This is a genomic window from Enterobacter sp. MGH 38 (genome assembly GCF_000492855.1).
Taxonomy (GTDB): domain Bacteria; phylum Pseudomonadota; class Gammaproteobacteria; order Enterobacterales; family Enterobacteriaceae; genus Enterobacter; species Enterobacter hormaechei_C.
The window spans coordinates 1556366-1570955 of record NZ_KI535607.1; the positions used below are offsets into that span (position 1 = coordinate 1556366).

The 14590-nt window shown below is 58.0% G+C and carries 12 protein-coding genes; 3 read left to right on the top strand and 9 right to left on the bottom strand.

Annotated elements, in window-relative coordinates:
* Positions 1-169 precede the first annotated feature (169 nt).
* Positions 170-1483, top strand: coding sequence for a glutamate/aspartate:proton symporter GltP (gene gltP, locus L384_RS13585; protein ID WP_003860256.1), 1314 nt, complete (start codon positions 170-172; stop codon positions 1481-1483).
* Between the two features lie 83 nt (positions 1484-1566).
* Here the strand turns inward: gltP and L384_RS13580 are convergent, their stop codons facing one another.
* The 3 genes from L384_RS13580 to fdhF form a co-directional block, all read right to left on the bottom strand.
* Positions 1567-2241, bottom strand: coding sequence for a tetratricopeptide repeat protein (locus tag L384_RS13580; protein ID WP_003860254.1), 675 nt, complete (start codon positions 2239-2241; stop codon positions 1567-1569).
* Between the two features lie 121 nt (positions 2242-2362).
* Complete coding sequence (locus L384_RS13575) at positions 2363-2515, bottom strand: Hok/Gef family protein (RefSeq protein WP_003860252.1); 153 nt, start codon at positions 2513-2515, stop codon at positions 2363-2365.
* Between the two features lie 321 nt (positions 2516-2836).
* Positions 2837-4984, bottom strand: coding sequence for a formate dehydrogenase subunit alpha (gene fdhF, locus L384_RS13570; protein WP_080338189.1), 2148 nt, complete (start codon positions 4982-4984; stop codon positions 2837-2839).
* 256 nt (positions 4985-5240) lie between these two features.
* Here fdhF and L384_RS13560 point away from each other — a divergent pair, with 256 nt between their 5' ends.
* Entirely contained in the window at positions 5241-5972 is a 732-nt protein-coding gene (locus tag L384_RS13560; protein ID WP_003860246.1) for a response regulator, read from the top strand.
* Here L384_RS13560 and L384_RS13555 read toward each other — a convergent pair.
* The 6 genes from L384_RS13555 to L384_RS13530 are packed head-to-tail and all read right to left on the bottom strand — an operon-like array spanning position 5954 to position 12062.
* The gene (locus L384_RS13555; RefSeq protein WP_003860244.1) at positions 5954-6973 is read right to left on the bottom strand and encodes a carbohydrate kinase family protein; all 1020 of its coding nucleotides are present in this window, start codon (positions 6971-6973) and stop codon (positions 5954-5956) included. The two genes, L384_RS13560 and L384_RS13555, sit on opposite strands and share 19 nt — an antisense overlap.
* The gene (locus tag L384_RS13550; protein WP_003860242.1) at positions 6973-7833 is read right to left on the bottom strand and encodes a ketose 1,6-bisphosphate aldolase; all 861 of its coding nucleotides are present in this window, start codon (positions 7831-7833) and stop codon (positions 6973-6975) included. Before L384_RS13550 ends, L384_RS13555 begins: the two co-directional genes overlap by 1 nt.
* Positions 7834-7843: 10 nt before the next feature.
* Positions 7844-8530 carry a D-lyxose/D-mannose isomerase gene (locus L384_RS13545; protein ID WP_023324019.1) on the bottom strand — a complete coding sequence of 229 codons (687 nt, stop codon included), beginning with the start codon at positions 8528-8530 and terminating at the stop codon, positions 7844-7846.
* Between the two features lie 49 nt (positions 8531-8579).
* On the bottom strand, positions 8580-9521 hold the full coding sequence (locus tag L384_RS13540) for an ABC transporter substrate-binding protein (RefSeq protein ID WP_003860240.1): 942 nt from the start codon (positions 9519-9521) through the stop codon (positions 8580-8582).
* 28 nt (positions 9522-9549) lie between these two features.
* Positions 9550-10545, bottom strand: a complete 996-nt coding sequence (locus L384_RS13535; RefSeq protein WP_003860239.1) for an ABC transporter permease subunit — start codon at positions 10543-10545, stop codon at positions 9550-9552.
* A gap of 2 nt (positions 10546-10547) precedes the next feature.
* Positions 10548-12062, bottom strand: coding sequence for a sugar ABC transporter ATP-binding protein (locus L384_RS13530; protein WP_003860238.1), 1515 nt, complete (start codon positions 12060-12062; stop codon positions 10548-10550).
* Positions 12063-12242: 180 nt separating this feature from the next.
* On the opposite strand from L384_RS13530, the gene L384_RS13525 reads away from it, so the two are divergent.
* Positions 12243-14522: a hybrid sensor histidine kinase/response regulator gene (locus L384_RS13525; RefSeq protein ID WP_023315235.1), complete on the top strand. Its 2280-nt coding sequence runs from the start codon at positions 12243-12245 to the stop codon at positions 14520-14522.
* Positions 14523-14590 lie beyond the last annotated feature (68 nt).

A 14590-nucleotide genomic window follows, 5' to 3' on the forward strand; every position in this document is an offset into this window, starting at 1 on the left:
TGAAATGCCTTGTTCTTTAAGGCTTGCGCAGCATGCCGTGCAAATGATACTCATACGGCGCGTTAAAAAATCCCATAAACCAACGCAACACAATTCATACCCTTTCAGTATGTCTCCATATTCATGCAGTTTTGATGGTGCGGAGATTTCATTGAGGAAGTCAGTTTCTATGAAAAATTTGAAAGTCAGCCTGGCCTGGCAGATCCTGCTGGCCCTTGTGCTGGGCATCTTGCTGGGCAGTTACCTCCATTATCATAGCGACAGTCGCGAGTGGCTGATTGCGAACCTTCTCTCCCCTGCGGGCGATATCTTTATTCATCTGATCAAGATGATTGTTGTGCCGATTGTGATCTCGACGCTGGTGGTCGGTATCGCGGGTGTTGGTGATGCGAAACAGTTAGGCCGCATCGGCGTTAAAACCATTCTCTATTTCGAAGTGATCACTACGGTTGCCATCGTACTTGGCATCACCCTGGCGAACGTGTTCCAGCCTGGTGCCGGGATCGATATGTCGCAGCTGGCGACGGTGGATATTTCGAAATACCAAAGCACAACCGCCGATGTGCAGAGCCATTCGCATGGGTTGATGGGGACTATTCTCTCGCTGGTACCGACCAACATTATCGCGTCCATGGCGAAGGGCGAGATGCTGCCGATCATCTTCTTCTCGGTACTCTTTGGCCTGGGGCTTTCTTCCCTGCCCGCGACGCACCGTGAACCGCTGGTGACCGTGTTCCGCTCTATCTCCGAAACCATGTTCAAAGTCACCCACATGGTGATGCGTTATGCGCCAGTCGGGGTATTCGCGCTGATTGCGGTGACCGTAGCGAACTTCGGCTTTGCCTCCCTGTGGCCGCTGGCGAAGCTGGTGATTCTGGTGCACTTCGCGATTCTGTTCTTCGCGCTGGTGGTGCTGGGCATTGTGGCGCGCCTGTGCGGGCTCAGCATCTGGATCCTGATCCGCATCCTGAAGGATGAGCTGATTCTGGCGTACTCCACGGCAAGCTCCGAGAGCGTACTGCCGCGTATCATTGAGAAGATGGAGGCCTACGGTGCGCCGGCGTCCATTACCAGCTTCGTTGTACCGACCGGTTACTCCTTCAATCTGGATGGTTCAACGCTGTATCAGAGTATTGCAGCGATCTTTATCGCGCAGCTGTACGGCATTGACCTGTCGCTGTGGCAGGAAATCGTGCTGGTTCTGACGCTGATGGTGACTTCAAAAGGGATCGCAGGCGTGCCGGGCGTCTCCTTCGTGGTGCTGCTGGCGACGCTGGGCAGCGTCGGTATTCCGCTGGAAGGCCTGGCGTTTATTGCCGGTGTGGACCGTATCCTCGACATGGCGCGTACCGCGCTGAACGTGGTGGGTAATGCGCTGGCGGTGCTGGTAATCGCTAAGTGGGAACACAAGTTCGACCGTAAAAAAGCGCTGGCGTATGAACGCGAGGTACTGGGTCGTTTTGATAAAACGGCTGACCAGTGATGTAAAAAGCCGGGTGGCGGCTTCGTCTTACCCGGCCTGCATAAGCCGTAGGCCCGGTAAGCGCAGCGCCACCGGGCAACAATTTACTCCCCGCTCAACGCATCAAACTCTTCACACCCGGTATCAAACCCTTCGGTACAGCTCAGGTTTAACCAGTAAAGCGCTTTCTGCTTATTCGGTGTGATAAAGCCTTTCTCACCCTGCCTGAACAGCATTCCTGCCCAGTACTCCGCATAGCCCGTCCGGGACAGAGCCGAACTCCGCTTGAACCACGATGCGGCCTGCACGTCATCCTGAGGAACTTCAACGCCGTTGGCATAGATCAGCCCCAGCAGCTGTTGCGCGTCTACCGCCGAGTCGCTATCGATGTCTTCGGTCGCCGATTGCAGCAGTGCGATGGCCTGCGGGTAGTCGGTTTTGCCCGCCTGCGTGTTCACCAGCACACGCGCCAGCATGATCGCGCCGCGTTTGCTGCCCGCAATGTTTGCCTGTTGGGCCAGGGCTTTAGCCTGCGCATAGTCACCCTGCGAAAAGTGGATTTGCGACAGCAGCGCCATGGCGTCGACATCACCGCCTTTTGCCGCTTTTTCCGCCCACAGCGCCGCCTGCGCGCTGTCGCCGGAACTGAACCAGGTATCGGCGAGATAATACTGCGCGCGCGCATCGCCCGCTTCAGCCTGCTTTTTATACTGGCTGCCTATCTCATCGGCATGGGCAAACGCGGTTAAAAATAACAACATCAGAAAAAGGATTTTCATGGATTCTTATCATCTGGGTACACGCCGCGCAGTATAATCGCGGCGACAGAAGAAAAAAACGGGTGCGTTAAGACCTCAGCATCCCACAAGCCGGGCGGAACACGCGTTCCGCCCGAAGAGGTTAGCCTGCGTTACAGGCTAATTTCGCCGCCACCTCCTGATGTTCACTCTTTATTGAAAACTCGCAGAGCCTGCCGCGAGTAATAAAGGTAAAGATCACTATCGTCAGGCAAACAATAAAGACGATGCCTAACGCAGTTTTTAATGGCGTCATGCCTTTTACTCCTTGTCAAAAAAAGAATAAGAGGCTACTCTCAACTTGTTGGAGTTGAGGGAGTAGCCTCGGGTAAATGAAAATTTCCCGGGGCTTTCTACTTTCTGTCCCTCAACAATGCTCAAGACAGAAAGTCTTAAGCACCCGCCGCACATCTTATCCCTCTGAATTAAAATGCAAAGATGTAATTCTATTCTGCGTAAATTACATTATTTCTGCGAGCCGCTTTCCAGAATAATAATTTCTATTTCTTATGAATTAATCGGAAATAAAAAGGGAGTGAATATATCACTCCCTTTATTCAACGATAAATTAACGGCTTCAACCCATTGCGCTTTCGCGCAGTCGGGCTTTCAGCTTGTTATATTCGTCGATCACATACTGTTCCGCAGCGTGTTGATCCGCAATGGGCTCCACGTTTACGGCGCAGTATTTATACTCCGGCGTTTTGGTTATCGGGCTTAAGTTCTCGGTCACCAGCTCGTTGCAGGCGCCAATCCACCACTGGTAGGTCATATAGACTGCCCCTTTGTTCGGACGGTCGCTGACCTGCGCGCGGGTAATGATGCGGCCTTTACGCGAATTCACCCACACCAGCGCTTCATCTTCAATACCGAGCCGTTCGGCATCGGCGGTGTTGATCTGCGCGTAACCCGGTTCATCCGCCAGCGCCGCCAGCGCGGCGCAGTTGCCGGTCATGGAACGGCAGGAGTAGTGGCCCACTTCACGCACGGTGGAGAGCACCATCGGATACTCGTCGGTGAGCTTATCGATCGGCGCGACCCAGTCGCAGGTGAAGAACTGCGCCAGCCCGTTCGGGGTGTCGAACTTCTCTTTAAAGAGGTATGACGTCCCCTGATCGGATTCTGACTCATCCCGGCACGGCCACTGGATGTAGCCCAGCTCACCCATTTTTTCATAGGTTGCCCCATAAAAGTCCGGGCACAGATGCCGCAACTCGTCCCAGATCTCCTGGGTGTTGTTGTAGTGCATCGGGTAGCCCATGCGGGTGGCGATTTCGCTGATGATCTGCCAGTCCGTTTTCAGATCCCATTTCGGCTCGACGGCCTTGAAGAAGCGCTGGAAGCCGCGGTCTGCCGCCGTATAGACACCTTCATGCTCGCCCCAGGAGGTCGACGGCAAAATCACATCCGCCGCTGCCGCGGTTTTGGTCATAAAGATATCCTGAACAATCACCAGCTCCAGATCCTCAAAGCCTTTGCGCACTGCGGACAGTTCGGCGTCGGTCTGGAGCGGATCTTCACCCATGATGTAGGCCGCACGCACTTCACCGTGCGCCGCGCGGTGCGGCAGCTCGCTGATGCGATACCCGGTGTGTGCCGGCAGGCTCTCCACGCCCCAGGCCTTCGCAAACTTCTCGCGGTTTTCCGGGAATTTGACGTACTGGTAGCCCGGATAGGTGTCCGGCAGCGCGCCCATATCACACGCACCCTGCACGTTATTCTGACCACGCACCGGGTTCACGCCCACATGCGCTTTACCCAGATTGCCGGTCAGCATGGCGAGGCTGGTGAGCGAGCGCACGGTTTCCACGCCCTGGTAGAACTGGGTCACGCCCATGCCCCAGAGAATGGCGGCGGTTTTTGCCCCGGCATACATTCTGGCCGCCTGACGAATCTCCTGCGCGCTGACGCCGGTTATCGCTTCGACGGATTCAGGCGTATAGCCCTCGACTATTTTCTTATACTCTTCAAAGCCTTCTGTACGGGTCGCGACAAACGCCTGGTCGTACAGGTTCTCCTCAATAATGACGTGCCCCATTGCGTTCAACAGCGCGATGTTTGAACCGTTTTTCAATGCAATGTGCATATCCGCAATGCGCGCGGTTTCAATTTTGCGCGGATCGCAGACGATGATTTTCGCCCCATTCTGTTTAGCGCGAATAACGTGGTTCGCGACGATAGGGTGAGAATCCGCCGGGTTATAACCAAAGATGAAGACGAGATCGGTATTATCTATCTCGTTGATGGCATTACTCATTGCGCCGTTACCGACCGACTGGTGCAGACCTGCAACCGATGGGCCGTGTCAGACGCGAGCGCAGCAGTCGACGTTATTGGTACCAATAACGGCGCGCGCGAATTTTTGCATCACATAGTTGGTTTCATTCCCGGTTCCGCGTGAGGAGCCGGTGGTCTGAATCGCATCCGGGCCATACTTGGCCTTGATGGCGCTGAGGCCCGTGGCGACGTAATCCAGCGCTTCATTCCAGGAGACGGCTTCCAGCTTGCCGCCGCGCTCGCGGCGGATCATAGGGGTTTTCAGGCGCGGGGTGAGGATTTGGGTATCGTTAATAAAATCCCAGCCGTAATATCCTTTCAGGCACAGCGTGCCCTGATTGGTTTTACCCTGCGCCGCTTCCGCCCGGACGATTTTGCCGTTATTGACCACCAGGTGGATCTTGCAACCTGAGGCACAATAAGGGCAAACCGTGACGACTTTTTTCATCACTTTGCTCCAGTTAAACAGTTCTTACCTGCCCAATATGCAGCTTCTATGCCATGTTTTTATTATGGGTATTTCCTGACTTTACGACCCTTTGCGTGGCAAAACCCTGACGAAAAACAGCCAATCGTCAAAATTGACGTGTCGAAAGGGCAGGGGATGTGACATGGATTGAATTTCCGTCACGTAAAAAACAATTCGGCTGGAGCCGGCGGCAGAATGGTTCAGACTTAACATAATTCCCTGACGGAAGCATGCGATGAAACCGGCGATTCTGGTGGTTGACGATGATGTCGCAGTCTGCGAACTGCTACAGGATGTGCTCAGCGAGCACGTCTTTACCGTACTGACGTGTCACTCTGGGCAGGACGCGGTGAACCGTGTCCAGCAGGACTCCGGCATTGCGCTGGTTCTGCTGGACATGATGCTGCCGGATATCAACGGATTACAGGTTTTACTGCAACTGCAAAAGCAGCGACCATCGCTACCGGTGGTAATGCTGACGGGGCTGGGAAGTGAATCAGATGTGGTCGTCGGGCTGGAAATGGGCGCTGATGATTACATCGGAAAACCGTTCAATCCGCGCGTGGTGGTCGCCCGCGTTAAGGCGGTGCTGCGGCGTACCGGCGCGCTGGACGCGGAGCCTGCCGCGCCGCGCGTTGAAGGTATTGCCTTTAACGGCTGGACGCTGGACACCACCCGCTGCGAGCTGAGCGATCCGCAGCGTAATACCGTGCCGTTAACACAAGGCGAATATGGCCTGCTGCTGGCATTAACGCAAAACGCCCGCCGGGTACTGAGTCGTGAACAGCTGCTGAAGCTGACCCACAGCGAAAGCGCCGAGGTCTTTGACCGCACTATCGACGTGTTGATCATGCGGCTACGGCGAAAAATTGAGGTCAATCCGCACCAGCCTCTGCTGATCAAAACCATTCGCGGTCTGGGCTATGTTTTTGCCACGGACGTTTCCCATCATGAGAAAGCCGCCTGACCGTTCTCCTGAATAAACGCCTGAAGCTCGGCCAGCGTTTTCGCGCCGTCAATTGCATTAGCCGCCAGCAGGCTGGCCCGCGCGCAGGCGTGCGCCAGATAAATACTCTCCGTCAGCGGCAGGGATTCATGGCAGCCGTATAAAAAGCCCGCGCAAAACGCGTCGCCCGCGCCGACGCTGCCGATAATCTCGTCCTGCGTCAGCTTCCACGACGGAACCCATTGCCCTTTTTCACCCGGCGCTTCACCCCATGCCCCTTCCGGACAGTGGATCACCACCCGCTGTCGCACGCCAGCCGCCAGCAGTTGTGTGGCAGCGTCGGCGATATGGGCCATGTTCAGCGCATCATGGCCGTCACGGATCTCAAGCCCGCTAAACTCACCGGCTTCCAGCTCGTTAATCACCAGATAATCAAGATGGCGCAGGGCAGGGAGCACCAGCGGCTGATAGCGCGGATCGCCCTTGCGGGACACCAGATCGAGCGAGGTTTCATACCCCTGATCGCGCATCTGTGCCAGTAACCGCGCGCTGCGGGTGCCAAATTCCTCGTCCGGCATGTCCAGGCTGTCGAGCAGCAGCAGGTAGCCGAGATGGAAGATCTTCAGCGATCCGTCTAAACGATCGAAGGCGGGAAGATCCAACAGGCGGTTGGCGCCCGGCGAGTGGAAAAAAGTGCGCTGTCCGCTGGGGTCGGTCATCACCTGCGACATCGACGTTGGGGCGAACGTTGTACGCTGCACGCGCTGGCGATTGACGTGATACTGGTCGAGCATCGCCAGAATATAGTCTCCGTCGCTGTCTTCCCCAATCAGCCCCACCGCCTGTAACGGCAGGCCGACGTGCATTTTCGCCAGCGTCAGCAGAACGTTGAGCGGCGCACCGCCGGTTGAGCGCTCACTGTGGGTGATTTCCGCCAGCCAGCCGCGCTCCGGCCACTGTACGATCTGGTGGACGTGATCCACCAGCATGTTGCCTGCGGCGATAATCCCTTTGCGTTCCATTATGCCTGCCCCGCGCTGCCGAAGATGCGCATCTGTTCCGCAACCGTATCGGTAATGGCCTCTTCAATGCCCAGCAGCAGCTCTGCAAATTCATCGTACAGCGGCTGGCGGTTTGCCATGCGCTGCTCAACGGCGGCGAGCGCGGCCTGCGACATGCCGGTATAAAAGTTGATTTTATGAATGCCCAGCTCGATGGCGCGGCGGAAATCAGTATCGCTTATGCCAGAGCCGCCGTGTAAAACCAGCGGCAGGCCCGTCTGCTGTCGAATGGCGTCCAGACGCGGGAAATCAAGCTTCGGCTCGCCCTTGTATTTGCCGTGCGCGTTGCCAATGGCGACCGCCAGCGCGTCGATACCGGTTAAATCGACAAACTCGCGCGCCAGCTGCGGATCGGTGAAGAAGGCTTCATCCGCATGCCCGTAAAGCGCACCCCCTTCATCACCCCCGACCGCGCCCAGCTCCGCCTCTACCGAGACGCCCACCGCATGGCACATCTTCACCACTTCCCGCGTCTGGCGGATATTTTCCTCATAGCTCAGCGTCGAGCCGTCGAACATCACCGAGCTGAACCCTAAGCGCAGGGCGCGCACGACGGCCTCAAAATGCAGCCCGTGGTCGAGGTTAAGCACCACGGGAATATCGTGACGGGCGGCTTCGAACTTCACTGCTTCGACAAGCGACTCCAGAGACACGTACTTAAAATGCACTTCGGCGATGTTGATGATGAACGGCGAGCGTTCCTGTTTCGCGGCGGCAAACAGCGCGCGCAGGAAGTGGGAGTCGAGCACGTTGAACGCGCCCAGGGCGTAGCGGTGTTCCCTGGCGTGGGCCAGACCATCGGCAAGAGAAATCAATGGCATCATTCACTCCTTATATCCGAAACAGGTTGTACTCGTTGCACAGCACCAGCACCGCCGGTTCGTCTTCTTCAATGGTGTTGTAGCGGTCAATGGGCTGTAAAAAGTGGTTGTCGTGTTCATCGTCATTGACCGACGACACTTCGCCCACCAGCACGTCGCCAAAGCCGCGTTCACCCCATAAACTGTGGTACAGGCCGGGCGTCAGGCAGATGCTCTCCCCTGGTGTGAGGCGCAGCTGGCTGCCGGGCGTGTGCGTCTGCCGACAGCCGTCGACGGTAACGGTCACGTCGGTGTTTTCGGTCTCTTCATGCGCGCCCGCATTCCATAACTCAATAATCAGATTCCCGCCGCCGCGGTTAATGATGTCCTCCCGCTTGCGCCAGTGAAAATGCATCGGCGTCACCTGGCCGTCGCGGACGTGCATGATTTTTTCGGCATAGCACTTTTCATAGGGCACGCCGTTGGGGGAGCCGTTGCGCAGGGTGAACAGCGTTAACCCCTGTGCAGCGAAGTTGTTGCCACCAAATGCCGTCACGTCCCAGCCGAGCCTGAGGTCAAACACCTCCTGCCATGCGGCCTGGTCAAGCTGCTGCCATTTTGTCGGCGGAAAGCTGGCAAAAGGCGGGAGATGCACGTCGTGCATGGAGAAGAACTGCCGCGTATGGCCGAGGATTTCATTGATGTCGGAGCGTTTCATGGGGACTCCTTGAAAACAGTTCCCTCTCCCGGTGGGAGAGGGAAAAGGATCATTTAACCGTCCACCCCTTATACGTGCCGACGTTCTTTTTATCGATCATCGTCACCGGGATCAGCACAGGCTCTTTCGGCGCAGGTTTGCCCTGAAGAATGTCATAGCCGATCTCCACCGCCTTCGCCGCCATCACCTGCGGATCCTGCGCTGGCGTCGCCACAAACAGGGAGTTTTCGCGCTTCAGGGCTTCTTCACCGTCCGGGCTGCCATCCACACCAACGATAAAGAACTCGTTGCGCTGCGCCTGCTTCGCGGCCAGATCGGCGCCGATCGCGGTAGGATCGTTAATCGCGAATACGCCGTCTATCTTCGGATTAGCCGCCAGCAGGGAGGTCATGACCTCCAGCCCGCCTTCACGGCTGCCTTTGGCGTTCTGGTTATCCGAGAGCACTTTGATATCCGGGTGGCGCCTGAACTCGGTCTGGCAGCCCTCCACGCGGTTTTGTACCGCAGAAACCGGCGGCCCGTTGATGATCACCACGTTGCCTTTACCTTTCAGGCGGTCGGTAATGTACTTACAGGCCATCTCACCCGCCTGGGTGTTATCGGAGGTGATGGTCGCATCGGCTCCTTCCGCCGCCACGTCAACCGCCACGACCACGATCCCCGCCTCTTTGGCGCGTTTTACCGCCGGGCCGATCCCTTTGGAATCCGCGGCGTTGAGGATGATCATGTCCACTTTCGCCGCAATGAAGTTATCAATCTGCGACACCTGCTGGCCCAGATCGTACCCGCTGGAGACCAGCGTCACCTTGACGTTGTCCCCCGCCAGCTTGCGCGCTTCCAGCTCGGCACCTTTGGTGATCTGCACGAAGAACGGGTTAGCCAGGTCGCCCACCGTCACGCCGATGGATTTCAGATCTTTTGCCTGCGCAAACGGGGTTGCGGCCAGCAGCGCGCCAGCACAGAGCGCGGTCACTAAGGGCTTCAATCTCATGCTGTATTCCTCACGTAGGGTATTGTTGTTATGCACTTTGATGGTGTCGGGTACGGTATTTGTCGATCAGCACCGCAATGATGATCACCGCCCCTTTGATCACCAGCTGCCAGAAGTAGGAGACGCCCATCAGCGTCATGCCGTTGTTGAGGGTGGCGATGATCAAGGCACCGACCAGCGTGCCGGTGATCGTGCCGATCCCGCCGACGAAGCTGGTGCCGCCGAGGATCACCGCCGCAATTGCATCCAGCTCATACCCCGTGCCGAGGTTGCCATTGGCGCTGTAGAGACGTGAAGCGCTCATGACGCCGCCGAGACCGGAGAGCAGGCCGCTCATGCCGTAGACAAACAGCAGCACCAGCCAGACCTTAATGCCCGTTAAGCGCGCCGCCTGCATATTGCCGCCGACCGCATAGATGTGAACGCCGAGGGTTGTGCGACGCAGAATAAACCAGCACACCACAATCACCGCCAGGGCGATCACAACCAGCCAGGGGATCGGGCCGAGGTAGTTATTGCCGATCCACTCGAAGTTGATGTTGGAGTTAATGACCGTCGTGCCGTCCGCCAGCAGGTAGGCCGCGCCGCGCAGCGCCGTGTAGGTGCCGAGCGTGACGATAAATGGCGGAAGTCCGGCGAAGGCCACCAGCGCGCCGTTGAACAGCCCCAGTACCATACCGAGCATTAGCGCCGCCGGAATGGAGAGCATCGCAAATTCAGGGATAAGCGAGACCACCATCGCCGCCACCGCCGTGGTGCCCAGAATCGAGCCCACGGAGAGGTCAATCCCGCCGGTCAGGATGATGAAGGTCATCCCGGCCGCCAGAACAATGTTGATCGACGCCTGCCGGGTAATATTGAGCAGGTTACTTTCTGTGAAAAAGTTCGGAGCGATAAAGCCAAATACAGCCACAATCAGGATTAAAATCGGCAAAATGCCGATCGTTTGCATCAGATCGCTCATCAGCATTTTTTTGGCAGAGGCGGATTTCGCCACCTGCTGCGGATGGGTTGGAGTTGTCATAATTACACCGCCTGATGATGTGTGTCGTTCACGCCGGTTGCCAGCGTCATGATGTTTTCCTGAGAGATGTCGCGCCCGTGCAGTTCACCCGCAATGCTGCCTTCCCGCATCACGTACACCCGGTCGCTCATTCCTACTACTTCCGGCAGCTCGCTGGAGATCATCAGGATCGCCACCCCTTTGCGCGCCATCTGGTTCATGATGCGGTAGATCTCGCTTTTTGCCCCGACGTCCACGCCGCGCGTGGGTTCGTCCAGAATCAGAATGCGCGGGCCTATCGCCACCCAGCGGGAGATCAGCAGTTTTTGCTGGTTGCCGCCGGAGAGCCCGCCTGCGCGCACCTGAGAATGCGGCACGCGGATATTGAGCAGTGCGATGGCGTCATCGGAAATCGACTGCGCTTTTTTGCGGTTCAGCCAGCCGAAGGTGGCGTCGCGCTCCAGCGTCGCCATGGTGATGTTCTCCTGCGCCGCCAGCTCCAGAAATAGCCCCTGCTCCTTGCGGTTCTCGGTGAGAAAACCGATGCCGTTCTCAATGGCCGCGCGCGGGGAGTGGATCACCACCGGTTCGCCGTCCACCTCAATCATGCCGCCGGTGGCTTTGCGCACGCCGAAGATCAGCTGCGCCAGCTCAGAACGCCCGGCGCCGACCAGCCCTGCCAGCCCGACGATTTCACCGGAGCGAACCTGCAAACTGCACGGCTGCACTTTTTTGCCATCCGTGAGGTGATGCACGTTCAGACGCGGGCTGCCGAGCGGAATATCGCGCTCTTTGTTGAACAGGTCGCTTAACGGACGACCCACCATCATGCGCACCAGCTCGGAGGCGTTGAGCTTGTCGCGCGTCAGGCTGCCGACGTATTGCCCGTCGCGTAGCACGCTGACGCGGTCAGAGAGTTCATACACTTCCGCCATGCGGTGGCTGATGTAGATAATCGCCATCCCTTCATCGCGCAGGCGCAAAATCAGTTCGAACAGACGGTGGGTTTCGCGTGAGGAGAGGGCGGCGGTAGGTTCGTCCATCACCAGAATGCGGCTGTTGCGGTGCAGCGCGCGGGCGATCTCCACCTGCTGTTGCTCGGCGATGGTCAGTTTCATGACCAGGTCGGTGGCGCTGAACTGCGCGCCCAGACGGTCAATGACCGCCTGGGCCTGGGCAGCCATCTCTTTGCGCTGGACCAGCCCGCCGCGCGACAGCTCGCTACCGAGAAAAATGTTTTCCGCCACGGTCAGGTTAGGAGCAAGCTGCATCTCCTGATAAATCAGGGTAATTCCTGCGGCCAGCGCATCCTTCGGCCCTTTGATGTGAAACGGCTGACCGTCGATGAGGATGTCGCCGCTGCTGGCGGTATAGGCGCCTGCGAGGATCTTCATCAGCGTGCTCTTTCCGGCGCCGTTTTCCCCCATCAGCGCGTGGATCTCACCGGGGAAAACCGTCAAATCCACGCCCTTGAGCGCGTGGAAATTGCCAAAGGTTTTGGCAATGTGGCGCATCTCTAAAACCGGGGTTCTGCTCATGGCGGATCTCCTGTGAATGTCGATATCTGTACTTCATCACAGGCGCGTAAATGCAAAATGTCAGAAGCTGTTCATATTTGTCATAGTTATGAATAGCTAATCGCCATCACATTCCCTTTTCCCTCTCCCTGTGGGAGAGGGCCAGGGTGAGGGCACCAAACCGCAGAGGAGCCCAAACCCATGCCATCACGCCCCCCGTTCTTCACCAGCGCCCGCGGTCGCCTGCTGATATTTAACCTGCTGGTGGTGGCGGTAACGCTGATGGTCAGCGGCGTGGCGGTGCTCGGCTTTCGTCATGCCAGCCAGATCCAGGAGCAGGTGCAGCAGCAAACGCTGGATGACATGACCGGCAGCATGAACCTCGCGCGCGACACGGCCAACGTGGCAACGGCGGCGGTGCGGCTGTCGCAGGTGGTCGGTGCGCTGGAGTACAAAGGCGAAGCTGAGCGGCTTAAACAGACGCAGATGGCGCTGCGCCACTCGCTGGAGCAGCTTGCCGATGCGCCGCTGGCGCAGCAGGAGCCGGCGCTGGTGACGCGTATTATTCGCAGGAGCAATGAGTTACAGCAGAGCGTGACGGGAATGCTGGAGCGCGGGCAAAAACGGCATCTGGAGCGTAACGCGCTGCTCAGCGCGCTGTATCAAAGCCAAAGCTACCTGCGTCATTTGCAGGATATCAACCGTCGTTACGCGAGCAATGTGCCAGACCCCCGGCAGCTTGCTGAGATGGACAGGCTGATCGTGGCCGCCATTGATACCCCTTCACCGCGCGCCACGGTGCAGCAGTTGGATGCAGTAACCGCGATGTTACCCGCGAGCGCCCTGCAACCGGTGGTCAACCTGGTGCTCCCGGATTTTAATGATGAGCTGCGCAAGCTCGCGCCACTGTCGAAGCAGCTGGAAGAGAGCGATCTGTCCATCAGCTGGTACATGTTCCACATCAAGGCGCTGGTAGCGATATTAAACCGCGACATCAATCAGTACGTTGAACAGGTGGCACAGGCCTCCCGGCTGCGTACCGCCCAAAGTCACCAGGAGCTGCGCTCCATCAGCGTGTTTATCAGCGTTTTCGCGGTGCTGGCGCTGATCATCACCGGCTGCGCCTGCTGGTATATTTATCGCAATCTGGGCTCCAACCTGACGGCTATCTCAAGGGCAATGTCGCGTCTCGCTCACGGAGAGCAGAATGTGTCGGTGCCCGCACTACAGCGGCGTGATGAGCTGGGGGAACTGGCGCGCGCGTTTAACGTTTTTGCACGCAATACCGCTTCGCTGGAGCACACCACGCGGCTGCTTAAGGAGAAGACCTCGCAGATGGAGGTCGACCGCATCGAACGTCAGGGGCTGGAGGAGGCGCTGCTGCACAGCCAGAAAATGAAGGCGGTCGGGCAACTGACGGGCGGTCTGGCGCATGATTTTAATAACCTGCTGGCGGTGATTATCGGCAGTCTGGAGCTGACCGATTCAGCGTCACCGGACGCGCCGCGCATCACTCGTGCGCTCAAAGCCGCGGAACGCGGGGCCATGCTCACCCAGCGTCTGCTGGCCTTCTCGCGCAAGCAATCCCTGCAACCCCATGCGGTAGAGATGAAGCCGCTGCTGGAGAACCTGAGCGAGCTGATGCGGCACTCCCTTCCCGCCACGCTGACGCTGGATATTGAAGCGCAAACCCCGGCCTGGCCCGCATGGATTGACGTCAGCCAGCTGGAAAACGCCATTATCAACCTGGTGATGAACGCCCGTGATGCAATGGAGGGGCAAAACGGTGTGATTAAAATCCGCACCTGGAACCAGCGTGTGACCCGCAGCGACGGGCGCAGGCAGGATATGGTCGCGCTGGAGGTGATTGACCACGGCTGTGGGATGTCGCAGGAGGTGAAATCGCAGGTCTTTGAACCGTTCTTCACCACCAAACAGACCGGCAGCGGCAGCGGATTAGGGCTGTCGATGGTGTACGGCTTTGTGCGTCAGTCCGGGGGGCGCGTTGAGATCGAAAGCGCGCCGGGGCAGGGAACCACCGTGCGGCTCCAGCTGCCGCGCTCGACGCTGCCCGCGTTCTCCAATGATGCCGCGCTGGCGACCACGGCCCCGACAGAAAGTGAGCTGCTTGTGCTGGTCCTGGAAGATGAGGCGGGCGTGCGGCATACCCTGTGTGAGCAACTGCACCAGCTTGGCTACCTGACGCTCGAAGCCGAAAACGGCGAGCAGGCGCTGAACATGCTGGACGCATCACCGGATATCGGCATGTTTATCAGCGACCTGATGCTGCCGGGCGGCCTGAGCGGTGCGGAGGTGATCGGCCATGTACGCAGCCACTATCCGCAGTTGCCGGTGCTGCTGATCAGCGGGCAGGATTTGCGCCCGGCGCATAACCCGCAGCTGCCGGACGTTCCGTTACTGCGTAAGCCGTTTACCCGCCAGCAGCTGGCGCAGGCACTGCGGAAGGTGATGGTAATTTGAGATTCCTCCGCTACTCCCGTTAACAGCCAGTCATTACTTTAAGGCCAGTTCACCTGCGAGTCTGGCCT